Annotated in this window: 19 protein-coding genes and 1 pseudogene; 9 read left to right on the top strand and 11 right to left on the bottom strand. The window is 67.6% G+C overall.

All coding sequences use genetic code 11. The annotated features are described in order from the left end of the window. Positions 1-191: 191 nt before the first annotated feature. The 3 genes from arsB to gcsR all read left to right on the top strand — a co-directional run bounded on the left by arsB (position 192) and on the right by gcsR (position 4,656). Positions 192-1,271 carry an ACR3 family arsenite efflux transporter gene (gene arsB, locus Atro_RS02860; protein WP_497926352.1) on the top strand — a complete coding sequence of 360 codons (1,080 nt, stop codon included), beginning with the start codon at positions 192-194 and terminating at the stop codon, positions 1,269-1,271. Positions 1,272-1,282: 11 nt separating this feature from the next. Then, positions 1,283-3,043: an arsenical pump-driving ATPase gene (gene arsA / locus Atro_RS02865; protein WP_497926353.1), complete on the top strand. Its 1,761-nt coding sequence runs from the start codon at positions 1,283-1,285 to the stop codon at positions 3,041-3,043. A 95-nt stretch (positions 3,044-3,138) separates the two neighbouring features. Beyond that, positions 3,139-4,656 (top strand): transcriptional regulator GcsR, encoded by a 1,518-nt coding sequence (gene gcsR, locus Atro_RS02870; RefSeq protein WP_497926354.1) that lies wholly within the window; start codon positions 3,139-3,141, stop codon positions 4,654-4,656. Positions 4,657-4,857: 201 nt separating this feature from the next. Here the strand turns inward: gcsR and Atro_RS02875 are convergent, their stop codons facing one another. Continuing rightward, positions 4,858-5,346, bottom strand: coding sequence for an LEA/WHy family protein (locus Atro_RS02875; protein WP_497926355.1), 489 nt, complete (start codon positions 5,344-5,346; stop codon positions 4,858-4,860). 534 nt (positions 5,347-5,880) lie between these two features. Here Atro_RS02875 and gcvP point away from each other — a divergent pair. From gcvP to gcvT, 3 genes are all read left to right on the top strand, one after another. After that, the gene (gene gcvP, locus Atro_RS02880) at positions 5,881-8,745 is read left to right on the top strand and encodes an aminomethyl-transferring glycine dehydrogenase (RefSeq protein WP_497926356.1); all 2,865 of its coding nucleotides are present in this window, start codon (positions 5,881-5,883) and stop codon (positions 8,743-8,745) included. Positions 8,746-8,868: 123 nt separating this feature from the next. Then, on the top strand, positions 8,869-10,245 hold the full coding sequence (locus Atro_RS02885; RefSeq protein WP_497926357.1) for an L-serine ammonia-lyase: 1,377 nt from the start codon (positions 8,869-8,871) through the stop codon (positions 10,243-10,245). 115 nt (positions 10,246-10,360) lie between these two features. Next, on the top strand, positions 10,361-11,485 hold the full coding sequence (gene gcvT, locus Atro_RS02890) for a glycine cleavage system aminomethyltransferase GcvT (RefSeq protein WP_497926358.1): 1,125 nt from the start codon (positions 10,361-10,363) through the stop codon (positions 11,483-11,485). Positions 11,486-11,938: 453 nt separating this feature from the next. On the opposite strand, the gene Atro_RS02895 is transcribed toward gcvT, so the two are convergent. The 10 genes from Atro_RS02895 to Atro_RS02940 all read right to left on the bottom strand — a co-directional run bounded on the left by Atro_RS02895 (position 11,939) and on the right by Atro_RS02940 (position 22,373). Continuing rightward, entirely contained in the window at positions 11,939-12,655 is a 717-nt protein-coding gene (locus Atro_RS02895) for an ABC transporter ATP-binding protein (RefSeq protein WP_497926359.1), read from the bottom strand. Beyond that, positions 12,652-13,527, bottom strand: coding sequence for an ABC transporter ATP-binding protein (locus Atro_RS02900; protein WP_497926360.1), 876 nt, complete (start codon positions 13,525-13,527; stop codon positions 12,652-12,654). Before Atro_RS02900 ends, Atro_RS02895 begins: the two co-directional genes overlap by 4 nt. Then, a complete protein-coding gene (gene livM / locus Atro_RS02905; protein ID WP_497927742.1) occupies positions 13,524-14,801 on the bottom strand; it encodes a high-affinity branched-chain amino acid ABC transporter permease LivM in 1,278 nt (425 codons plus the stop codon). Before livM ends, Atro_RS02900 begins: the two co-directional genes overlap by 4 nt. A gap of 2 nt (positions 14,802-14,803) precedes the next feature. Continuing rightward, entirely contained in the window at positions 14,804-15,718 is a 915-nt protein-coding gene (locus Atro_RS02910; RefSeq protein ID WP_497926361.1) for an ABC transporter permease subunit, read from the bottom strand. A gap of 152 nt (positions 15,719-15,870) precedes the next feature. Then, the gene (locus Atro_RS02915) at positions 15,871-16,986 is read right to left on the bottom strand and encodes a branched-chain amino acid ABC transporter substrate-binding protein (protein WP_497926362.1); all 1,116 of its coding nucleotides are present in this window, start codon (positions 16,984-16,986) and stop codon (positions 15,871-15,873) included. A 227-nt stretch (positions 16,987-17,213) separates the two neighbouring features. Next, positions 17,214-18,023, bottom strand: coding sequence for an N-formylglutamate deformylase (hutG, locus tag Atro_RS02920; protein ID WP_497926363.1), 810 nt, complete (start codon positions 18,021-18,023; stop codon positions 17,214-17,216). After that, on the bottom strand, positions 18,016-19,227 hold the full coding sequence (hutI, locus tag Atro_RS02925) for an imidazolonepropionase (protein WP_497926364.1): 1,212 nt from the start codon (positions 19,225-19,227) through the stop codon (positions 18,016-18,018). The genes hutG and hutI overlap by 8 nt, the downstream gene beginning before the upstream one ends. Before the next feature lie 123 nt (positions 19,228-19,350). Next, on the bottom strand, positions 19,351-21,030 hold the full coding sequence (gene hutU, locus Atro_RS02930) for a urocanate hydratase (RefSeq protein ID WP_497926365.1): 1,680 nt from the start codon (positions 21,028-21,030) through the stop codon (positions 19,351-19,353). Between the two features lie 375 nt (positions 21,031-21,405). Further along, positions 21,406-21,681 (bottom strand): hypothetical protein, encoded by a 276-nt coding sequence (locus Atro_RS02935; protein ID WP_497926366.1) that lies wholly within the window; start codon positions 21,679-21,681, stop codon positions 21,406-21,408. A gap of 263 nt (positions 21,682-21,944) precedes the next feature. Continuing rightward, positions 21,945-22,373, bottom strand: coding sequence for a hypothetical protein (locus Atro_RS02940; RefSeq protein ID WP_497926367.1), 429 nt, complete (start codon positions 22,371-22,373; stop codon positions 21,945-21,947). A gap of 479 nt (positions 22,374-22,852) precedes the next feature. On the opposite strand from Atro_RS02940, the gene Atro_RS02945 reads away from it, so the two are divergent. From Atro_RS02945 to Atro_RS02955, 3 genes and pseudogenes are all read left to right on the top strand, one after another. Beyond that, complete coding sequence (locus Atro_RS02945; protein ID WP_497926368.1) at positions 22,853-23,035, top strand: hypothetical protein; 183 nt, start codon at positions 22,853-22,855, stop codon at positions 23,033-23,035. After that, positions 23,032-23,595: a winged helix-turn-helix domain-containing protein gene (locus Atro_RS02950; protein WP_497926369.1), complete on the top strand. Its 564-nt coding sequence runs from the start codon at positions 23,032-23,034 to the stop codon at positions 23,593-23,595. The genes Atro_RS02945 and Atro_RS02950 overlap by 4 nt, the downstream gene beginning before the upstream one ends. A 19-nt stretch (positions 23,596-23,614) precedes the next feature. Continuing rightward, positions 23,615-24,370, top strand: a pseudogene (locus Atro_RS02955) (AfsR/SARP family transcriptional regulator); the annotation flags it as partial. Positions 24,371-24,587: the final 217 nt, after the last annotated feature.

Consider the following 24,587-nt stretch of genomic DNA (forward strand, 5'->3'; position numbering starts at 1 on the left):
GGAAGCGCAGAATATATGGATTGCCGTATATCAAGTAAAGCGGGCCCTCCGGCCCGTATCCTCCGCTTTTCCAACACGGCTTTCCATGCAGACAGACCGGGCCGGCCCCGTTCAGGCGACGCATATTCGGACAGCCAGATGAAGGAATCATGACCTTCGACGCGAACGGACCGGAAAAAGGAGATGTCCCCATGTCCAGCCCATGCGAAGCGGCAGCCGCCAGGGCCGCCGGCGCCCCGCTCGGCCTTTTCGAGCGCTACCTGACCCTCTGGGTGTTCCTCTGCATCGTCGCCGGCACCCTGCTCGGCCGCTTTGCGCCGGCGGCGGCGCAGGCCATCGGCGCGCTGGAGATCGCCCAGGTCAATCTCCCGGTCGGCGTGCTGATCTGGGTGATGATCGTCCCCATGCTGATGAAGATCGACTTCGGCGCACTGCATGAGATCTACCAGCAGAAGGCCAGCATGGGCGTCACCCTGTTCGTCAACTGGGCGGTCAAGCCGTTCTCCATGGCCCTGCTCGGCTGGCTGTTCCTCGAGCACGTGTTCGCGCCCTGGCTGCCGGCCGGCGAGATCGACAGCTACATGGCCGGGCTGATCCTGCTCGGCGCCGCGCCCTGCACGGCGATGGTGTTCGTGTGGAGCAACCTGTGCGGCGGCAACGCCAACTTCACCCTGACCCAGGTGGCCCTCAACGACCTGGTGATGGTGTTCGCCTTCGCGCCCATCGTCGCCCTGCTGCTCGGCGTGTCGTCGATCCCGGTGCCCTGGGACACCCTGCTGCTGTCGGTGGCGATGTACATCGTCATCCCGCTGGCCATCGCCCAGTTCCTGCGCAAGCGCCTGCTGGCCCGCGGCCCGGCAGCCTTCCAGGCGGCGCTGGCGAAGATCGCGCCCTTCACCATCGTCGCCCTGCTCGCCACCTTGGTGCTGCTGTTCTCCTTCCAGGGCGAGGCCATCGTCGAGCGGCCGCTGATCATCGCCATGCTGGCGGTGCCCATCTTCCTGCAGACGCTGTTCATCGCTGCCCTGGGCTACTGGCTCAACCACAGCCTCAAGGTGCGCCACGACATCGCCGGCCCCTCGGCGCTGATCGGCGCCTCGAACTTCTTCGAGCTAGCGGTGGCGGTGGCCATCGTGCTCTATGGTTTCGACTCGGGCGCCGCGCTGGCCACGGTGGTCGGCGTGCTGATCGAGGTGCCGGTGATGCTCGCCCTGGTGAAGCTGGTCAACGACAGCCGCGCCTGGTACGCGCGCGGCCTGCCGCACAACTGAGGAGACAACCCATGGAATTTCTCGAGCAGCCGCCGCGCTTTCTGTTCTTCACCGGCAAGGGCGGCGTCGGCAAGACCTCGATCGCCTGCGCCACCGCCATCCGCCTCGCCGAAAGCGGCAAGCGGGTACTGCTGGTCAGCACCGACCCGGCGTCCAACGTCGGCCAGGTGTTCGGCATCGCGATCGGCAACCGCATCACGCCCGTGCCGGCGGTGGCCAACCTGTCCGCACTGGAGATCGACCCGCAGGGTGCCGCCCAGGCCTACCGCGACCGCATCGTCGGCCCGGCCCGCGGCGTGCTGGCGGAAGACGTGGTCAAGGGCATGGAGGAGCAGCTGTCCGGCGCCTGCACCACCGAGATCGCCGCCTTCGACGAGTTCACCGAACTGCTGGTCGACTCCGAGCTGACTGCCGCTTACGAGCACATCCTCTTCGACACCGCGCCGACCGGCCATACCATCCGCCTGCTGCAGCTGCCCGGCGCCTGGAGCGGATTTCTCGAGGCCGGCCAGGGCGACGCCTCCTGTCTCGGCCCGCTGGCCGGGCTGGACAAGCAGCGCAGCCAGTACCGCGAAGCCGTGGAGGCGCTGGCCGACTCGCAGCGCACCCGCCTGGTGCTGGTAGCCCGCGCCCAGCAGGCGACCCTGCGCGAGGTGGCGCGCACCCATGAGGAGCTCGCCGCCATCGGCCTGCGCCAGCAGTACCTGGTGATCAACGGCGTGCTGCCGGCCAGCGAAGGCGAGCGGGACCCGCTGGCCGCCGCCGTCTGCGCCCGCGAGCGGGCGGCACTGGAGGCCATGCCCGAGGCGCTGCGCGCCCTGCCCTGCGACCGGATCGCCCTCAAGCCGTTCAACCTGGTCGGCCTCGAGGCCCTGCGCCAGCTGCTCGACGGCGCGAGCGGCGTGCTCCCCGAAGCGCCGGCCGCCATCCCCGCGCTGCAGGCACCGAGTCTCGCCGCGCTGGTCGACGAGATCGCCGCCGCCGGCCACGGCCTGGTGATGCTGATGGGCAAGGGCGGCGTCGGCAAGACCACCCTCGCCGCCGCGGTGGCGGTGGAGCTGGCGCACCGCGGCCTGCCCGTGCACCTGACCACCTCCGACCCGGCCGCCCATCTGGCGGAAACCCTCGACGGCTCGCTGGACAACCTCACCGTGAGCCGGATCGATCCGCACGCGGCGACCGAGGCCTACCGCCAGCATGTGATGGCGACCAAAGGCGCCAGCCTCGACGAGCAGGGCAAGGCGCTGCTGGCTGAGGACCTGCGCTCGCCCTGCACCGAGGAGATCGCCGTGTTCCAGGCCTTCTCGCGGGTCATCCGCGAGGCCGGCCGCCAGTTCGTGGTCATGGACACCGCGCCCACCGGCCACACCCTGCTGCTGCTCGACGCCACCGGCGCCTACCACCGCGAGATCCAGCGGCAGATGAGCGCCAGCGGCATGCGCTTCACCACGCCGATGATGCAGTTGCAGGACCCGCGGCAGACCAAGGTGCTGCTGGTCACCCTGGCGGAAACCACCCCGGTGCTGGAGGCCGCCAACCTGCAGGCCGACCTGCGCCGCGCCGGCATCGAGCCCTGGGCCTGGGTGATCAACAACAGCATCGCCGCCGCCCGCACCGACTCGCCCCTGCTGCGCCAGCGGGCGCGCAACGAACTCGCCGAGATCGACGCCGTGGCCCACACCCATGCGCGCCGCCACGCCGTGGTGCCGCTGCTCGCCGAGGAGCCGATCGGCGTGCAGCGCCTGCTGGCGCTGAGCCGGCGCACTTCGTGAAACCCGCGAGACCGGCGAAACCGGCGCCGGCCGTTTTCCGCGGCGGCGCCAGGCCGCATACTTGCGCGCTCTCTCGATAACCTGTTTCCTCATCCATGCGCATTCACGTCACCTTCATCGATCGCGTCGGCATCACCCAGGAAGTGCTCGCCCTGCTCGGCGGGCGCAATCTCAACCTGGACGCCGTGGAGATGGTCCCGCCGAACGTCTACATCGACGCGCCGACGCTCAGTGCCGAAGTGCTCGAGGAGCTGCGCGGCGCCCTGTTCAAGGTGCGCGGGGTGCAGGCGGTGGAGGTGGTCGACATCCTCCCCGGCCAGCGGCGCAGCCTGCAGCTGTACGCCCTGCTCGCCGCCATGCCCGACCCATTGCTGGCGGTGGACGGCAGCGGCCGGGTGCTGCTGGCCAACCCGGCGCTGATCGAGCTGGCCGGCCGCGACCCCGACGGCGAGACGCTCGGCGAGCTGTTCGCCGCTCCGGAACTGCACGAGGAGCTGCTGGCGCAAGGCCTGCGCCTGTCGATGCGCGAGGTCACCCTCGACGGCCGGACCCTGCTGCTGGATGCCATACCGATCGGCGAGAACGCCGGACTGGCCGGCGCCCTGCTCACCCTGTACGCGCCCAACCGCCTCGGCGAGCGCCTGGCCGCCCTGCATCACGAGCAGGCCGAGGGCTTCGATGCCCTGCTCGGCGACTCGCCGGCGCTGCGCACGCTCAAGGCCCGCGCCCAGCGCGTGGCGGTGCTCGACGCGCCGCTGCTGATCCAGGGCGAGACCGGCACCGGCAAGGAGCTGGTGGCGCGCGCCTGCCACGCGGTCAGCGCGCGGCGCAATGCGCCCTTCCTCGCTCTCAACTGTGCGGCCCTGCCGGAGAACCTCGCCGAGAGCGAGCTGTTCGGCTACGCCCCCGGCGCCTTCACCGGCGCCCAGCGCGGCGGCAAGCCCGGCCTGCTGGAGCTGGCCCACCAGGGCACGGTGTTTCTCGACGAGATCGGCGAGATGTCGCCCTACCTGCAGGCCAAGCTGCTGCGCTTTCTCAGCGACGGCAGCTTCCGGCGCATCGGCGGCGAGCGCGAGATCCGGGTCGATGTGCGCATCCTCAGCGCGACCCACCGCAACCTGGAGCAGATGGTCGGCGAGGGGCGCTTCCGCGAGGACCTGTTCTACCGGCTCAACGTGCTCAACCTGGCCGTGCCGCCGCTGCGCGAGCGCAGCGAGGACATCCTGCCGCTGGCCCGCCACTTCCTGCAGCAGGCCTGCGCGCAGATCCGCCGCCCGCCCTGCCGCCTGGCGCCGGACACCTACCCGGCGCTCTTGGCCAACCGCTGGCCGGGCAACGTGCGTCAGTTGCAGAACGTGATCTTCCGCGCCGCGGCGATCAGCGAGGGCAGTCTGGTGGAGATCGGCGACCTGGACATCGCCGGCACCGCCGTGGCGCCACAGGCCGATGAGATCGGCAGCCTCGGCGCGGCGGTGGAGAACTTCGAGCGCGGCATCCTGGAAAAGCTCTACGCCAGCTACCCCTCCAGCCGCCTGCTGGCCGCCCGCCTGCAGACCTCGCACACGGCCATCGCCAAGCGCCTGCGCAAGTACGGGATTCCCGCCAGGCCCTGATCGGCCGGGCGTCGTTCGAAGGGATAGGACGGGAGTGAGGTATGGGAAAGACCTGAAAACCAGCTCTTTCAAGGTCTCCGATCGAACGCCGGCTGGCAGCTTGTCAGCAAACCTGCAGGAGCAGGCTCATCTGCGGTTGTCGGCGAGAAAGGCAGAAGTCTCGCGAACGAATTCGCTTCTGCCGAAGCGAATACTGCCCCTCTAGCGTGGGTCCTCGATGCCGCCGGTCAAGGAAGGATTGCCGGCGAGCATCTCGCCATTGTTCAACTCGCCGCTATGAAAGAACGGCACCTTGCGTCCGAACAGGCGGCCGGTCTTGACCTCCCCGCTGACCCGATAAGGGATGGGGTCTTCGGCTTTCTTCAACAGCTTGACAAGGGGTTTCATGCGCCGCCAGAGGTTCGTCGTGACCGGCACCTCGAAGTCCTGGTAGCTACCGGCAGCCACGGTGAACGACTGGCTCGACTCACCGTCGGTCACCAGCTCGATATCGTCCAGATGCACCTTGTAGGCCAGACCACGGACCGCCAGCTTGCTTTCGTTGGGATTGCTGATCCGGAAATGCAGGACGAAATCCTGCTCCAGCAGGCCGGCCTTGGCGAGGTCGACTTGAGTCAATTCCAGGACGGGAGGCTTGAACCCTTCGCCCGCCCAGCTCGTGGAAACGGCCGTGCCGGCCAGGAGGGACATGAGCCAGAAGCCGAAAACTCTTGATGCAGGTGCCCGTGAACGCATGGGTTTGCTCTCTTGTATTGCGGATGCCAGTGTAGCAGTCCCTGTACTTCTCTTAAACACCAATAATAATTAATCGCATCTACTTGCTATCGCTATCGAATCAGTGTGGCAAGGGAGCATCAGCCGCTGAATGACCGGCGTCATACTTTGGTTGATTATTGCGACAAGCGTGTGACCGGTGGCCTCGCTCTGAAACGCTACGCCTGCCACGCACCTCGTAACGAAATCGCTACAACGGAATGCTTTCGTAACAGAAACGGCTGCCGCCCGTCAGATCAGGCATTGGCACTGAAGCGCCAGCTTTTCCGTAACGATTCCGTTCCAGAAAATTCCACTATCGCCTCTAAAATAAAACATAACTAATTGATTTATAATGAATTTATAAAAATTGGCATCTGCATTGCTCAAGAGCCGGCAACCGCTCGTCGCCCTGCACGAGCCCTCGATCCCTCGCCCGCCGAATGGCAGGCGAACCTTCAGGATTCACCGATGACCGATCGCCGCGCCCTCTGCACCACCAACGAATTCATCGCCCGCCATATCGGCCCGCGCGAGGCCGATATCGCCGCCATGCTCGGCCAGCTCGGCTACGCCTCGCTGGATGCTTTGGGCGAGCGGGTGATTCCCGACAGCATCAAGGACAGCAGTGTGCTGGATGCCGGCGACGGCCTGGGCGAGGCCGAGGCCCTGGCCCGGCTCAAGGCCATCGCCGCGCAGAACCGCCAGTTCACCAGCTTCATCGGCCAGGGCTACTACGGCACCCACACCCCGGCGCCGATCCTGCGCAACCTCTTGGAAAACCCGGCCTGGTACACCGCCTACACGCCCTACCAGCCGGAAATCTCCCAGGGCCGCCTGGAAGCCCTGCTGAACTTCCAGACCCTGATCGGCGACCTCACCGGCCTGCCGATCGCCAACGCCTCCCTGCTCGACGAGGGCAGCGCCGCCGCCGAGGCCATGACTTTCTGCAAGCGCTTGTCGAAGAACAAGGCCGCCCGCGCCTTCTTCGCCTCCCGCCACTGCCTGCCGCAGACCCTCGACGTGCTGCGCACCCGTGCCGAGCCGCTGGGCATCGAGGTGGTGGTCGGCGACGAGCATGAGCTCAGCGACGCCAGCCCCTACTTCGGCGCCCTGCTGCAGTACCCGGCCTGCGACGGCGAGCTGTTCGACTACCGCGCAACGGTCGAGCGCTTCCACGCCGCCGGCGCCCTGGTGGCGGTGGCCGCCGACCTGCTGGCGCTGACCCTGCTCACCCCGCCCGGCGAGTTCGGCGCCGACGTGGCCCTCGGCAACACCCAGCGCTTCGGCGTGCCGCTGGGCTTCGGCGGCCCGCACGCGGCCTACTTCGCCACCCGCGACGCCTTCAAGCGCGACATGCCCGGCCGCCTGGTCGGCCTGTCGGTCGACCGTCACGGTCAGCCGGCGCTGCGCCTAGCAATCCAGACCCGCGAGCAGCACATCCGCCGCGAGAAGGCCACCAGCAACATCTGCACCGCCCAGGTGCTGCTGGCCAACATCGCCAGCATGTTCGCCGTCTACCACGGCCCCGAGGGCCTCAAGGCCATCGCCCGGCGCGTGCACGGCCTGACCGCGATCCTCGCCCGCGGCCTGATCCAGCTGGGCCAGCGCATCGAGCAGGAATACTTCTTCGACACCCTGACCGTCGCCAGCGGCGCGCGCACCGCCGAACTGCACGAGCGGGCCCGCGCCCAAGGCATCAACCTGCGCGAGATCGACGCCGGCCGCCTCGGCCTGTCCCTCGACGAGACCACCACCGCAGAGCAGGTCGAGACGCTGTGGGCGATCTTCGCCGGCGAAGGCCAGGCCCTGCCGGACTTCGCCGCGCTGGCCGCCGGCGCCGGCGAGCGCCTGCCGCCGGCGCTGCTGCGCACCTCGGCATTCCTCCAGCAGCCGGTGTTCAACCGCTACCACTCGGAAACCGAGCTGATGCGCTACCTGCGCCGGCTGGCGGACAAGGACCTGGCGCTGGACCGCAGCATGATCCCGCTCGGCTCCTGCACCATGAAGCTCAACGCCGCCAGCGAGATGATCCCGATCACCTGGGCCGAGTTCGGCAACCTGCACCCCTTCGCCCCGGCCGAACAGAGCCAGGGCTACGCCCGGCTGACCGCCGACATCGAGCGCATGCTCTGCGCCGCCACCGGCTACGACGCCGTGTCGCTGCAGCCGAATGCCGGCTCCCAGGGCGAGTACGCGGGCCTGCTGGCGATCCGCGCCTGGCACGCCAGCCGCGGCGAAGGCCAGCGCGACGTCTGCCTGATTCCGGCCTCGGCCCACGGCACCAACCCGGCGACCGCCAGCATGGCCGGCCTGCGCGTGGTGGTGGTGGCCTGCGACGCCCAGGGCAACGTCGACATCGACGACCTGCGCGCCAAAGCCGAGCAGCACGGCGCGCAACTGGCCGCGCTGATGATCACCTACCCCTCGACCCACGGCGTGTTCGAGGCAGGCGTGCGCGAGATCTGCGAACTGGTCCACCAACACGGCGGCCAGGTGTACATCGACGGCGCCAACATGAACGCCATGGTCGGCCTGTGCGCGCCGGGCCGCTTCGGCGGCGACGTCTCGCACCTCAACCTGCACAAGACCTTCGCCATTCCCCACGGCGGTGGCGGCCCGGGCGTCGGCCCGATCGCGGTCAAGTCGCACCTGGCGCCGTTCCTGCCCGGCCACGGCCAGCTCGAGCGCCGCGAAGGCGCGGTCTGCTCGGCGCCGTTCGGCAGCGCCAGCATCCTGCCGATCACCTGGATGTACGTCAGCATGATGGGCGGCGCCGGCCTGCGCCTGGCCTCGCTCATGGCGATCCTCAATGCCAACTACATCGCCAGCCGCCTGAAGGAGCACTACCCGGTGCTCTACACCGGCGAAGGCGGCCTGGTCGCCCACGAGTGCATCCTCGACCTGCGCCCGCTCAAGGAAACCAGCGGCATCAGCGTCGACGACGTGGCCAAGCGCCTGATCGACTTCGGCTTCCACGCGCCGACCATGTCCTTCCCGGTGCCCGGCACGCTGATGATCGAGCCGACCGAGAGCGAATCGAAGGAGGAGCTGGACCGCTTCTGCGACGCCATGATCGCTATCCGCGAGGAGATCCGCGCCGTGGAAAGCGGCGCGCTGGACAAGGACGACAACCCGCTGAAGAACGCGCCGCACACCGCGGCCGAGCTGGTCGGCGAGTGGCGCCACCCGTACGGCCGCGAGCAGGCAGTGTACCCGCTCGCCAGCCTGGTCGAAGGCAAGTACTGGCCGCCGGTGGCGCGGGTCGACAACGTCTACGGCGACCGCAACCTGATCTGCACCTGTCCTGCGCCGGAGGCCTACCAGGACGTCTGACGGCACGCCGGCTCCCGGCCAGGAAAGATGCCGACCTTCGCGGCATTTTTCCGGTCTATATAAGGACAATAAGACCATCTTGCCGGGAGCCCGCCTGTCGAGTCCCGGCGCCGGAGTTTCAGCATGTCCCTCAGCGTTTTCGACCTGTTCAAGATCGGCATCGGCCCCTCCAGCTCGCACACCGTCGGCCCCATGCGCGCCGCGACGCGCTTCGTCGAGGAGTTGCGCCGCGACAACCTGCTGGCCGCCACCGCCCGCGTCAAGGTGGAGCTGCACGGCTCGCTCGGCGCCACCGGCAAGGGGCACGGCAGCGACAAGGCGGTGCTGCTCGGCCTGGAGGGCGAGCACCCGGAGCGGGTCGACACCGACCGTATCCCCGAGCGCCTGGCGACGATCCGTGCCAGCGGCGAGCTGCGCCTGCTCGGCGACAAGTCGATCCGCTTCGTCGAGAAGGACGACCTGGCGCTGATCCGCAAGGCGCTGCCCTACCATCCCAACGGTATGATCTTCCGCGCCTTCGATGCCGCCGGTCTGCAGCTCCGCAGCCGCGAATACTATTCGGTGGGCGGCGGCTTCGTGGTCGATGCCGACACCGCCGGCGCCGGCCGCCTCAAGGAAGACTGCCGGCCACTGCCCTACCCGTTCAGGAGCGCCGCTAAGCTGCTGGCGCTGTGCGCCGAGCAGGACCTGTCGATCAGCGAGCTGATGCGCGTCAACGAGATGGCCTGGCGTCCGGACAGCCAGACCCGCATCGCCCTGCGACGCGTCTGGCAAGTGATGCAGGAGTGCGTCGAGGCCGGCTGCCGCAGCGAGGGCGTGCTGCCCGGCGGGCTGCAGGTCAACCGCCGCGCCGCCGCGCTGTACCGCCAGCTGCGTCGCCAGCCGGAGTCCGGCCTGCGCGATCCGCTGCTGGTGCTCGACTGGGTCAACCTCTACGCCTTGGCGGTGAACGAGGAGAACGCCAGCGGCGGCCGCGTGGTGACCGCGCCGACCAACGGCGCCGCCGGGATCGTTCCGGCGGTGCTGCACTACTACATGCGCTTCGTCCCCGGCGCCAGCCTGGAAGGCGTCGAGCGCTTCCTGCTCACCGCCGGCGCCATCGGCATCCTCTACAAGGAGAACGCCTCGATCTCCGGCGCCGAGGTCGGCTGCCAGGGCGAGGTCGGCGTGGCCTGCTCGATGGCCGCCGGCGGGCTCTGCGAGGTGCTCGGCGGCACCCCGCAGCAAGTCGAGAACGCCGCCGAGATCGGCATGGAACACAACCTCGGCCTGACCTGCGACCCGGTCGGCGGGCTGGTCCAGATACCGTGCATCGAGCGCAACGCCATGGGCGCGGTGAAGGCGATCAACGCCGCGCGCATGGCCCTGCGCGGCGACGGCCGGCACTTCATCTCGCTGGACAAGGTGATCGCCACCATGCGCCAGACCGGCGCGGACATGAAGAGCAAGTACAAGGAAACCGCCCGCGGCGGACTGGCGGTGAACATCATCGAATGCTGAGCGGCGCCCCGCCGTCTCGGCCTGCCCCTACGGGAGCGAGCCTGCCCGCGATCCGGCGACACCCGCATCGCGCCCCAGCCCGCGCCTATCCCCAATCGACCTTCGGAGTTCCTGCATGACCACGGAAACCCTCGCCACAACCCCGCTGCACGCCCTGCACCTCGAACTGGGCGCGCGCATGGTGCCCTTCGCCGGCTACGACATGCCGGTGCAATACCCGCTGGGCGTGCTCAAGGAGCACCTGCACAGCCGCGACCAGGCCGGGCTGTTCGACGTCTCGCACATGGGCCAGATCCTTCTGCACGGCGCCGATGCCGCCGCGGCCCTGGAAACCCTGGTGCCGGTGGACATCGTCGACCTGCCGGTGGGCCTGCAGCGCTATGCGCTGTTCACCGACGACAACGGCGGCATCCTCGACGACCTGATGGTCGCCAACCTGGGCGGCGAGCGCCTGTTCCTGGTGGTCAACGCCGCCTGCAAGGAGCAGGACCTGGCCCACCTGCGCAAACACATCGGCGAGCGCTGCCGGATCGAATCGCTGTTCGACTCGCGCGCCCTGCTCGCCCTGCAGGGCCTCAAGGCGGTGGATGTGCTGGCCCGCCTGGCGCCCGAGGTGGCGAAGATGACCTTCATGCACATTGCCGAGGTCGAGCTGCTCGGCATCCCGTGCATCGTCAGCCGCTCCGGCTACACCGGCGAGGACGGCTTCGAGATCTCCGTGCCGGTCGAGCACGCCGAGAAGCTCGCCCGCGCCCTGCTCGCCGAACCGGAAGTCCAGCCGATCGGCCTCGGCGCCCGCGACTCGCTGCGCCTGGAAGCCGGCCTGTGCCTGTACGGCCACGACATGAGCACCGCCACCACCCCGGTCGAGGCCAGCCTGCTGTGGGCCGTCTCCAAGGCACGTCGCGCAGACGGCGCTCGGGCCGGCGGCTTCCCCGGCGCGGCGCGGATCTTCGCCCAGCAGCAGGAAGGCGTGGCCAGCAAGCGCGTCGGCCTGCTGCCGCAGGAGCGCACGCCGGTGCGCGAAGGCGCGGAAATCGTCGATGCCGAAGGCGCGCCGATCGGCAAGGTCACCAGCGGCGGCTTCGGCCCGAGCCTGGGTGCGCCGCTGGCCATGGGCTACGTCGCCAGCAGCCATGCCGCCGAGGGCAGCGAGGTCTGGGCCATCGTCCGCGGCAAGCGCGTGGCGATGAAGGTCGCCAGGACCCCGTTCGTGCCGCAGCGCTACTACCGCGGCTGAGCCCCCGCAGCCCCCTCTCCCGTCTCTGGAAAAGGGGGCGAGCAAGGGCCCGTCGGACGCTGCTGGACAAGTACTCGCGCCACTTCGGCGTACTCGACCTGGTGACGGAGAAAGCCGGCTGGACGAGTGCCCTATCGCCGCCAGGTGATCCGCCTCAACGAGATGCCGCAGGTCGAGATGCACATCGAGCCCTCAGAGCCGGCGGAGCCGGAATGAGGCGCCTGCAGAAGGCCGGCTCCGGGGCCGTCGCCAGCGCTCGCCTAATGGCGAATGCCCTGCCAGACCATGCCAGCCAGCGCCAGCACGGAAATCCCCAGCCAAAAATGAAATTCGATATCCATATCGCAGACCTCCGGGCAACGACACGCCCGACTTCAAAATCCAAGTCAGTCACTATTTCACGGCAGGGATTTCCGAGCGCCCCCTCGTTCGAGGGGGAAGCCGGCTCCCCCCTCAGTGCCCGCCCAGGTAGGCGCTGCGCACCTCCGGGTTGCCGAGCAGCTCCTCGCCCGTCCCCGACAGACGGATCTGCCCGTTGACCATCACGTAGCCGCGGTCGGAGAGCTTCAGCGCATGGTTGGCGTTCTGTTCCACCAGGAACAGGGTCATGCCGCCGGCCGCCAGCTCGCGGAGGATCTGGAAGATCTGCCGGACCACGATGGGCGCCAGGCCCAGCGACGGCTCGTCGAGCAGCAGCAGCTTCGGCCGGCTCATCAGCGCGCGGGCGATGGCGAGCATCTGCTGTTCGCCGCCGGAGAGGGTCATGGCCCGCTGGTTGCGCCGCTCCTCGAGGCGCGGGAACAGCTCGAACATCCGCCGCAGGTCCTCGTCGGCGTGCGCCATGCCGATGGGTATGGTGCCCATCAGCAGGTTCTCCTCCACGCTCATGTCGGGGAACACCCGGCGCCCCTCCGGCGACTGGGCCACGCCGCTGGAGGCGACATGGTGGGCCGACTTGCGGGTGATGTCCTCGCCACGATAGAGGATCTGCCCGGCGCTCGGCCGCGGCTGGCCGAAGATCGACATCAACAGGCTCGACTTGCCCGCACCGTTGGCGCCGATCAGGCTGACCGTCTCGCCCTCGTCGACGTGCAGGCTGACCTGGCGCAGCGCCTGGATCGGCCCGTAGTGCAGGTCGACAGCGCGGAATTCCAGCATGGGCACGCTCATGCCAGCTCCTCCTCGTCGGCGCCCAGGTAGGCGGCGATCACTCTGGGATCGTGGCGGATCGCCGCGGGCGGCCCCTCGGCGATCAACTCGCCCTGGTCGAGCACCAGGATGTGGTCGGAAATGCCCATCACCAGGCCCATGTCGTGCTCGATCAGCAGCACGGTGACCTCGTGCGCGTCGCGCAGGGTGCGGATGATGCGGCTGAGCGCGGCGGTTTCCGCCGGATTGAGGCCGGCAGCCGGCTCGTCCAGGCAGAGGAGCTGCGGCCGGGTGCACATGGCCCGGGCGATCTCCAGGCGGCGCTGCTGGCCGTAGGACAGCTCGCCGGCCAGGCGGTTGGCACAATCGGTCAGATCGACCACCTCCAGCCAGTAGAAGGCGTGCTCCAGCGCCTGCTCCTCGGCCCGACGAAAGCCGCGGGTGTTGAGGACGCCGGCCAGCAGGTTGCGGTTGACCCACAGGTGCTGGGCCACCAGCAGGTTCTCCAGCACCGACATCTCGCGGAACAGGCGGATGTTCTGGAAGGTGCGCGCCAGGCCGGCGCGGTTGACCAGGTGGGTGCCGCCGAACAGCTTGTAGCGCAAGCGGCTGGCGAAGCGCCGCGGGTTGAGGAAATCGCCCGCGCGGAACGGCCCGCCGAGCACCTGCAGCACGTCGGTGCTGCGGCCGCGGGCATTCAGGCGGATGCTGCCGCTGCTGGCCCGGTAGAAGCCGGTCAGGCAGTTGAACACCGTGGTCTTGCCGGCGCCGTTGGGGCCGATCAGCGCGGTGATGGAGTGGCGCTTCACGCCCAGGCTGACGTCGTGCAGCGCGCGGATGCCGCCGAACTGCATGGACAGTTGCTCGACGCGGAGAATCTCGTCGTCGCTCATGGTGCCACCCCCGGACGCTGCGCGAAGCCGCGGCGGCTGATGCGGATCAGTCCGCGCGGCCGCCAGATCATCATCAGCACCATCAGCACGCCGAACAGCAGCACCCGGTAGTCGGCGAAGCTCCTGAGCAGCTCCGGCGCCACCGTCAGCACGAAGGCGGCGATCACCACGCCCAGGGTCGAACCCATGCCGCCGAGCACCACGATGGCGAGGATCAAGGCCGACTCGAAGAAGGTGAACGAGGTCGGGTTGACGAAGCCCTGGTAGCTGGCGAAGAACACCCCGGCCAGCCCGGCGGTGGAGGCACCGAGCATGAACGCCGAGAGCTTGACCAGTACGTGGTTGAGGCCCATGGCGCGGCAGGCGATCTCGTCCTCGCGCAGCGCCTCCCAAGCCCGGCCGATCGGCATGCGCACCAGCCGGCCCTTGACGTAGAGCACCAGCAGCACGGTGAGCAGCAGCACGACGTAGATGAACAGGAACTTGAAGTTGGGATCGTAGGCGATGCCGAAGAACTCGTGGAACGGCACCCCGCCGTCCTTGGCCCGGCGGCCGAACTCCAGGCCGAGGAAGGTCGGCGCCGGCACCGACATGCCGTTCGGCCCGCCGGTGAAGGACAGCCAGTTGTTCAGCACCAGGCGGATGATCTCGCCGAAGCCCAGGGTGACGATGGCCAGGTAATCGCCGTGCATGCGCAGCACCGGGAAGCCGAGCAGCGCGCCGGCCAGCGCCGCCATCAGCGCGGCCAGCGGCAGCACGCTCCAGAAGCCGAGGCCGAGGTGCTCGTAGCCGAGCGCCAGGCCGTAGGCGCCGATCGCGTAGAAGGCCACGTAGCCCAGGTCGAGCAGCCCGGCGAGGCCGACCACGATGTTCAGGCCGAGGCCGAGCAGCACGTAGATCAGGCCGAGGATGACCACGGTGAGCAGGTACTTGGTGGCGAAGAACGGGAAGATCAGCGCGGCTAGCAGCACCAGCGGCAAAACCCAGCGCAGCCGCGAACGGTAGTCCGGCGCCAGCACCTGCACGCCGGCGCCGCCGCCTTCCAGGCGCTGCACCCAGCCGCGGCCGGTGGCGCTGTGCAGGAACAGGCTGAGGGCGAAGCGGCCGAGCATCACCGCGCCGACGATCCAGGCCACGCGCGCGGGCTGCAGGTCGAAGCCGTAGCCGTCGAGCACCACGCCGACGATGGGGCCGAACACCACCAGGGCGATCAGCCCGGCCAGCAGGCTGTCGAGCAGCGGCTGGCGGATATCCAGGGAAGAACGCTCTGCCATGCTCATACCTTCGTCACCTGGGGCCGACCCAGGAGTCCTTGCGGTCGGAAGATCAGGATCAGCACCAGCAGCGAGAAGCTGAACACGTCCTTGTAGTCGGTGTTGACCATGCCGGAGAACTGCGCCTCGGCGACGCCGAGGATCAGGCCGCCGAGCATGGCGCCGGGCAGCGAGCCGATGCCGCCGAGCACCGCGGCGGTGAACGCCTTGATGCCGATGACGAAGCCGGCGTAGAAGTCGAAGGTGCCGTAGTTCAGGGTGATCAGCAGGCCGGCCAGCGCGGCCATGGCGGCGCCGATGACGAACACCCAGGAGATCACCCGGTCGGTGTCGATGCCGAGGATCTGCGCCATCTTGCGGTCCTGCTGGGTGGCGCGGCACATGCGCCCGAGCCGGGTGCAGTGGATCACCCAGGTCAGCGCGGCCATGCCGGCGAAGGCGGCGACCAGGATGAACACCTTGGTGTAGCTGATCTGCAGGAAGCCCTCGCCGATATGGAAGCGGAAGGCGCCGTCGAGCAGGGTCGGGATGCCCTGCTGGCGCGCGCCCTGGCTGAGCTGCACGTAGTTCTGCAGGATCAGCGAGATGCCGATGGCGCTGATCAAAGGCGCCAGGCGCGTGGAGCTGCGCAGCGGCCGATAGGCGATGCGTTCGATCGTCCAGCCGTAGAGGCCGGTGACGCAGACGGTGAACAGCAGCGTGCCGAAGATCAGCAGCGGAAAGGATTCGAGGCCGAAGAACGTCAGCAGGGCCAGGCCGATGGCCGACAGGTAGGCGCTGATCATGTACACCTCGCCGTGGGCGAAATTGATCATGCCGATGATCCCGTAAACCATGGTGTAGCCGATGGCGATCAGGCCGTAGACCGACCCGAGGGTCAGCCCGTTGATCAGTTGTTGCAGGAAGATGCCGTCCATGCGTAAGTCTCGTCTATGGGCGGTTCATGAAGAATGCGGCTGCGCAGCGTCGTGGAGAGGAAAACCCGCGCAGCGGTTTTCCCCCGGACCGCACCGCCGGCAGGTGGAAAAGACCTGCGGTCGTTTTCCACCCTACTCGGCCTGGGCGGTCGTTACCGCTGGTGATACTTGCCCTGGCTGTCCCACTCGTAGATCACGTAGTCGCTGACCTTCAGGTCGCCCTTGGCATCCCACTCCTTGGTGCCCATCACGGTCGCTACCGGATGGCTCTTCAGCCACTGGGCGGCCTTTTCCGAGTCGCTCTTGCCGACCGCCTTGAAGGCCGCGGCCAGCGCCTGCAGCGAGGCGTAGGCGTACAGGGTGTAGCCCTCCGGCTCGTAGCCGCCGGCGCGCAGCTTCTCGACCAGCGCCTGGCCGTCGGGAATCTTGCGCGGATCGGCGCCGAAGGTCATGAAGGCACCCTTGACGTACTGCGGGCCGCCGGCGGTGGTGACCAGCTCGTCGGTGACGATGCCGTCGCCGGAGACGAAGGCGGCGGTCAGGCCCTGCTCGCGCATCTGCCGCAGCAGCGGTCCGGCCTCGGTGTGCAGGCCGCCGAAGTAGACCACGTCGACGTTGGCGCCGCGCAGCTTGGTGACCAGCGCGTTGAAGTCCTTCTCGCCGCGGGTCAGGCCCTCGTAGAGCACCGCGGTCACGCCGCGCTTGCCCAGCTGGGTGCGGGCGGAGTCGGCGATGCCCTGGCCGTAGGTGTCCTTGTCGTGAATGACCGCCACCCGCTTGCCCTTCAGGGTGTCGACGATGAAGTCGGCGGCGACCTGACCCTGCTGGTCGTCGCGGCCGCACATGCGGAACATGCCGGTCAGGCCGCGCTCGGTGACCTGCGGGTTGGTCGAGCCGGGGGTGATGGCGAGGATGCCCGCCTCGTCGTAGACCTCGGAGGCCGGAATGGTCGAGGAGGAACAGAAGTGGCCGATCACCGCGGCGACCTTGTCCTGGTCGACCAGCCGGTTGGCCACGGCCACGGCCTGCTTGGGCTCGCAGGCGTCGTCGCCCTTGACCAGCTTGACCGGTTCGCCGTTGATGCCGCCGGCGGCGTTGATGTCGGCCGCGGCCTGACTGGCCCCACGCCAGTATTGCTCGCCGAAGGCGGCATTCGGCCCGGTATGCGGACCGGCGACGCCGATCAGGATGTCGGCCCGGGCCAGGGAGGACAGGCCCAGCGCAGCCGAAACCGCGAAAGCCAGGATGCCTTTTCTCACCATCGTCATGAAGTGAAGCTCCTTGTTGTTGGAGGTATTGGGGAGTGACGTTTCGTTTTCAGCGAGACGTGCCGTCCGCTGCATCCAGGCCCCGACGGTTGTCCTGCGGGGAAGTCCGGAAATGGGCGCGCGAGGTGCAAAGGCACACTCGCATGAGGGGTATATAGTTCGCGGAATGAGTTTAAACAATGACTTACGAGCCGTCGACGGCGCGCCGTCGGAGCTGCCCGCCCTCGTCACGGATTGTACCGGTTCTGCTCCTGGCCCCAGGCCAGCATAGCCTCCAGCAGCGCGCGCAGCACCACGCGGGTCGGTGCGGCGAGATCCTCGCGGTAGCGGAAGGGCTCGTCCTCCTCCATGTAGCGGCACTGCACCAGCTCCAGCTGCACGGCGTGGATGCCCTCCTCCGGCCGCCCGTAGTGGCGGGTGATGTAGCCGCCGGTGAAGCGCCCGTCGAGCACCCGGCTGTAGCCCTCGGCCGCCGCGCATACCGCCATCAGCCGTTCGGCCAGGCGCGGATCGCAGCTGGCGCCGGAATGGGTGCCCAGGTTGAGGTCGGGCAGGCGCCCCTCGAACAGCCAGGGCACCACGGCGCGGATCGAATGGGCGTCAAACAGCAGCGCGTAGCCGAACTCCGCCTTCAGGCGCGCTAGCTCGGCCGCCAGGGTCTGGTGATAGGGCCGCCAGATGCGTTGCAGGTACTCGGCCCGCTGCTCGGCAGCGGGTTCCCGTCCGGCCTGAAACAGCGGCATGCCGTCGAAGAAGCTCGCGGGGAACAGGCCGGTAGTCGGCGTGGCGTACAGCGGGCTGTCGTCCGGCGGACGGTTGAGATCCACCACGTAGCGCGAATAACGCCCCACCAGCAGGCTCGCGCCCAGCCCGGCGGCGAAATCGTAGAGCCGCGGCAGGTGCCAGTCGGTGTCCGGCAGGCGGCGGGCAGCCGGCACCAGAGCGGCCTCGATCTCGGGCATCAAGCATGTGCCGGCGTGGGGAATGCTGATCAGCAGCGGCAGCCGGCCGCGGCTGAACTCCAGGACTTCATCCATGGCGGACCTCTTCTCCATGAAAGACCACGCGCCCGGGCAGCTCGCCGCCGAGCCAATAGGCCAGCTCGGCCGGACGGTGGATGTCCCAGGCGACGAAATCGGCGTACTTGCCGACCTCCAGGCTGCCGTGGTTCTCCACCAGACCGAGGGCGCGGGCCGCGTTCAGGGTGACCCCGGCCAGCGCCTCCTCCGCGGTCAGGCCGAACGAGGTACAGGCCATGGCCAGCATCAGGCGCAGCGACAGCACCGGCGCAGTGCCGGGGTTGAGGTCGCTGGCCAGGGCCATGGGCACGCCGTAGCGGCGCAGCGCCTCGACCGGCGGCAGACGACGCTCGCGCAGCAGGTAGAAGGCCGCCGGCAACAGCACGGCCACCGTGCCCGCCTCGGCCAGGGCGACGACATCCTCCTCCTCGGCGTACTCCAGGTGGTCGGCGGACAGCGCCCAGTAACGCGCCGCCAGCCGCGTGCCGCCCAGGGCGGAAAGCTGTTCGGCGTGCAGCTTGACCGGCAGGCCGAGCGCCTGGGCACGGCAGAACAGCTGCTCGACCTGCTCCGGCGAGAAGGCCAGCTGCTCGCAGTAGGCGTCCACCGCGTCCACCAGCCCTTCCTCGGCCAGCGCCGGCAGCAGTTCGTTGCAGATATGCGCGATGTAGTCGTCGGCGCGCCCGGCGTACTCCGGCGGTACGGCATGGGCGGCCAGGCAGGTGGTACGCACCGTCAGCGGCAGGCGCTCGCCGAGCCGGCGGGCGACGCGCAGCAGCTTGCGCTCGTTGGGCAGATCCAGGCCGTAGCCGGACTTCACCTCCAGACAGGTCACCCCGTCGCGCAGCAACTGCCGGGCGCGGCGCAGGGCACAGTCCAGCAGCTGCTCCTCGCTGGCTGCGCGGGTGGCACGCACCGTGCTGGCGATGCCGCCGCCGTGGGCGGCGATCTCGGCGTAGCTGGCGCCTTCCAGGCGCAGCTCGAACTCGGCGCTGCGCTCGCCGGCGAACACCAGATGGGTGTGGCAGTCGATCAGTCCCGGCGTGACCCAGGCGCCGCCCAGGTCGATGGCCTCGCAGTCGCCGGGCGGCAGGGCGTCGCGCGGGCCGATCCAGGCGATCCGTTCGCCGCGGGCGAGGATCGCGGCGTCCTCAATCACCGAATAGTGCCCGCCGGCCATGGTGGCGACGTGGCAGTGGAACCAGCAGCGGGTGTCGGTCATGGTCGGGCGGGCTCCCCTCGATCGCCGGCGCCGCTCCCGCAGGAGTCAGCTTGCCGGCGATGCTTTTTCGCTGTCATGGATCGCCAGCAAGCTGGCGCCTACCGCACCTGCAGCAGGCCGGCATCAGGAATCCCCGAGCATCGGCAAGTTCAAGCCCTGCTCGCGGGCACAGGCGATGGCTTCCGAGTAGCCGGCATCGGCGTGGCGCATCACGCCGCTGGCCGGATCGTTGTGCAGGACCCGGGCGATCCGCGCCGCGGCCTCGTCGCTGCCGTCGCAGACGATGGCCACCCCGGCATGCTGCGAGTAGCCCATGCCGACGCCGCCGCCGTGGTGCAGGGACACCCAGGTGGCGCCGCTCGCCGTGTTCAGCAGGGCGTTGAGCAGCGGCCAGTCGGACACCGCGTCCGAACCGTCGCGCATGGCCTCGGTCTCGCGGTTCGGACTGGCCACCGAGCCGGAGTCGAGATGGTCGCGGCCGATGACCACCGGCGCCTTGAGCTCGCCGCGCCGGACCATCTCGTTGAAGGCCAGACCGAGCCGGGCGCGCTGGCCGAGGCCGACCCAGCAGATCCGCGCCGGCAGCCCCTGGAAGCGGATGCGCTCGCGGGCCATGTCCAGCCAGCGGTGCAGATGCGGATCGTCGGGGATCAGCTCCTTGACCCTGGCGTCGGTACGGTGGATGTCCTCGGCCTCGCCGGACAGCGCCACCCAGCGGAACGGACCGATCCCCCGGCAGAACAGCGGGCGGATATAGGCCGGCACGAAGCCGGGAAAGTCGAAGGCGTTCTCCACCCCCTCGTCCCAGGCCATCTGGCGGATGTTGTTGCCGTAGTCGAACACCGGCACGCCCCGGGCGTGGAAAGCCAGCATGGCGCGCACCTGCTCGGCTATCGACTGCTTGGCCGCCTTGACGGTCGCGGCCGGCTCGCGGGCGGCACGCGCGCGGTACTCGGCCCAGCTCCAGCCCCTGGGCAGGTAGCCGTTGAGCGGGTCGTGGGCACTGGTCTGGTCGGTGACCAGGTCCGGACGCACCCCGCGGCGCACCAGCTCCGGCAGAATGTCCGCGGCATTGGCGCAGAGGCCAACCGAGACCGCCCGCCCCTCGCCGCTATAGCGGGCAATACGCGCCAGGGCGTCGTCCAGGTCGCGGGCCTGCTCGTCCAGGTAGCCGGTCTTCAGGCGGAAGTCGATGCGGCTCTGCTGGCACTCGACCAGCAGCGCGCAGGCCCCGGCCAGGGTCGCCGCCAGCGGCTGCGCGCCGCCCATGCCGCCGAGTCCCGCACTGAGTAGCCAACGCCCGCGCAGGTCGCCCTCATAGTGCTGGCGGCCGGCCTCGACGAAGGTCTCGAAGGTACCCTGGACGATGCCCTGGCTGCCGATGTAGATCCAGCTGCCGGCGGTCATCTGCCCGAACATGGCCAGGCCCCTGGCGTCCAGCTCGTGGAAGTGTTCCCAGGTGGCCCAGTGCGGCACCAGGTTGGAGTTGGCGAGCAGCACCCGCGGCGCGTCGCGATGGGTACGGAACACGCCCACCGGCTTGCCCGACTGGATCAGCAGGGTTTCGTCGTCCGCCAGGGCCTTCAGCGTCTCGACGATCCTGTCGAAGCACTCCCAGTTGCGCGCCGCCCGGCCGATGCCGCCGTAGACCACCAGCTCCCTGGGATTCTCGGCCACCTCGGGATCGAGGTTGTTCATCAACAGGCGCAGCGGCGCCTCGCAGAGCCAGCTCCTGGCGTTCAGCGTCGTGCCGCGCGGGGCGCGGATCTCGACGTCGCGGTACTTGTGGAAGGACTCGCCCATGGGGACACCTCGCACTGCGGCCTGCACCAAGCATAGCCGCCGGGGCCGGGCTCACCCGAACGGGAAACACGCAATGCAAGGCGGATGGCATCGGCCGCGCTTGCGGGCCACCAAATCCGCCGACCGGAGTCCAGCAGGGACGCCAAGGGCATCCCCGGACAATAGCGGGAGCCATGACGCTGTCGGTCGCCGGCCTTTCAAGGTTTCTGGCTGAAAACCGTCTGGCTGCTTGTCAGCGGAATGGCAGGAGCAGCCTTATCTGCGCTTGGCGGCGACAACAGAAACAGCGCCAATAAAGTTGCCCCTACAAAACGACATCGACTTCTCGTCCTTGGCTATTCGCCATGGAAAAGTACAAGGCCTCGCTCGGGCCCATTAATAATGGGCGACCGAAGAGTATTTCTCATGCAAATAGAGAAGTTCGCAATGCATCCGCTCGGCATCTCCCTTATCGACAAGTTTCCTGTCGGCCAGTGCTGCAATATAACCATACAGCCAGACGACGGAATCACGGTGCATTTGCCGAAGAAGGGCCGGCCGGTCTTCCTCGGGAATCTTCATTCTTTCCCAATCCAATATCGAGATGCCTTGCAGGCTATGCAAACGCATATTGAATCCTGCAGAGCGGGCAGCCAAGTCTTTAAGCATCATTGCTTTCTTACTCCCTGTTACTTAGACATTAGCGGAACGCCTTGAAGAAGGGTAGACGATACTCTGGAAAATGGACTGTCAAACCTTATGCGAACAAATCGAAGCGGTATCGAAAAGTATCCCTTTGCCAGTTTTTGGAAAGCGCTTTCAGGTCCGCCCCCTGTCTGGCCGATTCGGCACACTAGCACTTCGCACAGAATTCCAAAGGCGTTACCATTTCATTAATAAATAAAATACCTATATCTTTCAATTAGTTGTACAAACTAATGCGCCGCCGCCGAACTGAGTGGCGGACTCCACTGGTCGCCCTCGGCTCCGGATATTTTACTTTTTACCACTGATAAACCAACAGTTGATGCAAAACATTCGGTCATTCTTTCAGGATTCTCTATCCCATTGCAGGCGCGCCACTGGGTATCCTGCGTCAAGGCTTTGCTCAGCGCATCCGGGTCGAGCATGCGCTCTTCGCAGGCCAAATAACGGCGGATACCCTCCTCGCCAGGACGTCCGTCGAATTCCAGATCGCAAGTTCTGGCCATTTGCGTATTCCAGAGCAACCCATCGTGCCGAGCCACCATGCTGGCGGCGAATCGCTCGTGTAGTTCGTGACTTTCCTGGCGTGCTCGCTCCTGCATATAGAACCCGCCGGCGATAACACTGACTGTGACAAGAGTGCCAATGAAGTTTTTCACCAGATACCTCCCTGTTCATATCCGATATGGCTGGACGTGTACGTCAAACTTCCACAGGTGGATAGCGATCAAGGCGGTATATAAAGACTGTATGCCCTGACCCAACTTTCATTTTAGGTTCGGTTGCAAAAAGTCCAGTGCTGAAACTGGCTTTTCCGAACACGGACCTGAAAACATTCCGCGCGGCGCGCAGCCTCTCCACCATACAAGCCGTTTTCGTCCCGGCGTCGACGGCCAGCCACCGTGGTTCATGCACCCCAGACGCTCGAACGCCCGGGGCCTCGCGTCCTGTCCGGCGACTTGCGCAGCCCTGGGGAACGCATGGGGAACGCAGGCCTGATATCAAAGCGCTGCTTATTCATGGCAATGTGACCACCGAATCGGGCAATGTTTAATTTTGTTTTTAAAACAAATACTTAGAGTGCATATCAAGCAGAAGATGCACTTTGGCATACAGGTAGCGTTGAGAGGATGTTGACGTGAAAAAGATTCTCCTGGCGGAAAGCGAGCAAGGAGCTTGCGATAAAGTGGCCGGCTACTTGCGGGGAGCCGGATACGAAATCATCGAAGCCACCTCGTCGGACGAGTGCCTCCGTCTGTGCGACTGGCAGAAACCCGATGTCGCCATCATCGGGACTCCCTGCATGACCTCGACTGGTTGACCCTGACGGCGCGCTTGCGCGCCATGCAGCCCCAGCTCGGCATCATCCTGATCGCTTCCCGGAACGACGATCTCGACCATGTTTCCAGCCTGGATGCCGGTGCGGACAACTATTTCCCCAATACGCTGCATCCGCATGTGGTGCTGGCCGCCGTACGCAATGCCGTGCGCCGCGCACAGAGACAGGAGCACAAACCCTTGTTCGAAATGCGGCTCGGCCACTATAGGGTGAACCTGCTGACACGGCGGATCAGCGATGCCGAAGGCCGGGAAGTCACCCTGACGCCTGGCGAATACGCCTTGCTGACGGGCCTGATCAGGCAGCGCGGAGAGCCGGTCAGCCGCGGCGAGCTGTTCGCCAACCTGCGTCCCGTGGGCGACTCCTGCGAATTGGGCGATCTCCGAACGATCGACGTCCTGATCGGCCGGCTGAGGCGTAAACTGGATCGCAACCCGAACCGCCCGCTCCTGATTCAGACCGTGTATGGCAAAGGCTATCGGCTCGCCGGGGAGAATGAGCTGGATACGGCGTGGCCCGCGCCCGGCAAGCTGAATCGATGAGCAGAATGAATGCGCCCCTATGCCTGATGACGGCGACACACCCAGTCCATCGATCCGCGTCCACCTTTTGCGTGCCCTGCATATCGAGCGCGACGGGCTCGCCTGCACCCTGAAGTACCAGAAATCCCGCCTCCTTCTCGCCTGGCTGGTGCTGCATGCCGGGCAGCGCTACGAGCGGGACTGGCTGGCCGAATGGCTATGGTCGGAAGAAGCGCTCTCCGCCGGACGGCGCAAGCTCAAGCGCAGCCTTTTCGAACTGCGCGAACTCTTCGCAACGACCCTGGAAAGCGGGCGCAACCACGTCTGCCTGCAGCCCGGGAACCATCTCTGGGTGGATGCGCAGGTGTTCGCCGAGCGCCTGGCCATGCTGAATGCCGCCGGCGCTTGCCAGCCGGGAAACGACAGCCTCGAGTTGCTGGAGTGGCTGGAAAGCGCGGCCGGCCTGTATGGCGGCGGCTTCCTCGAAGGCCTCCAGGCGACCGCCAGGGACGCCTGCGGCATGTGGCTGCAGGATTGCCGCGACCACTACAGGCGGGAGGCCGCGCATCTCTACCGGCGACTCGCCGAGGGCTTCGCGGTGCACGGCGACCGGCTCCGGGCGCTGAGTTACGGCCGCCGGCTGACGCGCGAAGAGCCCTGGAACGAACGTGCCTGGCAATGGCTGATCGGCCTGCTGGTCGGCTACGGCCATCGCCCGGAGGCGCAGAAGGTGCTGGCTCAGTGCCGAGCCGCGCTTGCCGAGGAGCTGGATGCCGAGCCGAGCAGCGAAACCCTGGCACTGCTTCAGGCGCCGCAGCTCGCTCCCGCTCCGGAACAGCGCTGGATGACGGTCCTCTGCTGCCGGTTGCACGTCCCGGGCAGTACCGATCCCGACGACTGGCTGGCGCTGCAGGCGCCGACCAGCCGCTGCCTGCAGCTGCTCGGCGAAGCCGGCGCCCTGGTGCGCCGTGTGGCCACCGACGACCTGCTGGCGTTCTTCGGCTATCCCCAGG

The organism is Azotobacter tropicalis (assembly GCF_059739045.1).

Excerpts from the sequence above, each read along its gene's own strand:
- arsB (WP_497926352.1), top strand. The coding sequence starts at position 192 with ATGTCCAGCCCATGCGAAGCGGCAGCCGCCAGGGCCGCCGGCGCCCCG.
- arsA (WP_497926353.1), top strand. The coding sequence starts at position 1,283 with ATGGAATTTCTCGAGCAGCCGCCGCGCTTTCTGTTCTTCACCGGCAAG.
- gcsR (WP_497926354.1), top strand. The coding sequence starts at position 3,139 with ATGCGCATTCACGTCACCTTCATCGATCGCGTCGGCATCACCCAGGAA.
- Atro_RS02875 (WP_497926355.1), bottom strand. The coding sequence starts at position 5,346 with ATGTCCCTCCTGGCCGGCACGGCCGTTTCCACGAGCTGGGCGGGCGAA.
- gcvP (WP_497926356.1), top strand. The coding sequence starts at position 5,881 with ATGACCGATCGCCGCGCCCTCTGCACCACCAACGAATTCATCGCCCGC.
- Atro_RS02885 (WP_497926357.1), top strand. The coding sequence starts at position 8,869 with ATGTCCCTCAGCGTTTTCGACCTGTTCAAGATCGGCATCGGCCCCTCC.
- gcvT (WP_497926358.1), top strand. The coding sequence starts at position 10,361 with ATGACCACGGAAACCCTCGCCACAACCCCGCTGCACGCCCTGCACCTC.
- Atro_RS02895 (WP_497926359.1), bottom strand. The coding sequence starts at position 12,655 with ATGAGCGTGCCCATGCTGGAATTCCGCGCTGTCGACCTGCACTACGGG.
- Atro_RS02900 (WP_497926360.1), bottom strand. The coding sequence starts at position 13,527 with ATGAGCGACGACGAGATTCTCCGCGTCGAGCAACTGTCCATGCAGTTC.
- livM (WP_497927742.1), bottom strand. The coding sequence starts at position 14,801 with ATGGCAGAGCGTTCTTCCCTGGATATCCGCCAGCCGCTGCTCGACAGC.
- Atro_RS02910 (WP_497926361.1), bottom strand. The coding sequence starts at position 15,718 with ATGGACGGCATCTTCCTGCAACAACTGATCAACGGGCTGACCCTCGGG.
- Atro_RS02915 (WP_497926362.1), bottom strand. The coding sequence starts at position 16,986 with ATGACGATGGTGAGAAAAGGCATCCTGGCTTTCGCGGTTTCGGCTGCG.
- hutG (WP_497926363.1), bottom strand. The coding sequence starts at position 18,023 with ATGGATGAAGTCCTGGAGTTCAGCCGCGGCCGGCTGCCGCTGCTGATC.
- hutI (WP_497926364.1), bottom strand. The coding sequence starts at position 19,227 with ATGACCGACACCCGCTGCTGGTTCCACTGCCACGTCGCCACCATGGCC.
- hutU (WP_497926365.1), bottom strand. The coding sequence starts at position 21,030 with ATGGGCGAGTCCTTCCACAAGTACCGCGACGTCGAGATCCGCGCCCCG.
- Atro_RS02935 (WP_497926366.1), bottom strand. The coding sequence starts at position 21,681 with ATGATGCTTAAAGACTTGGCTGCCCGCTCTGCAGGATTCAATATGCGT.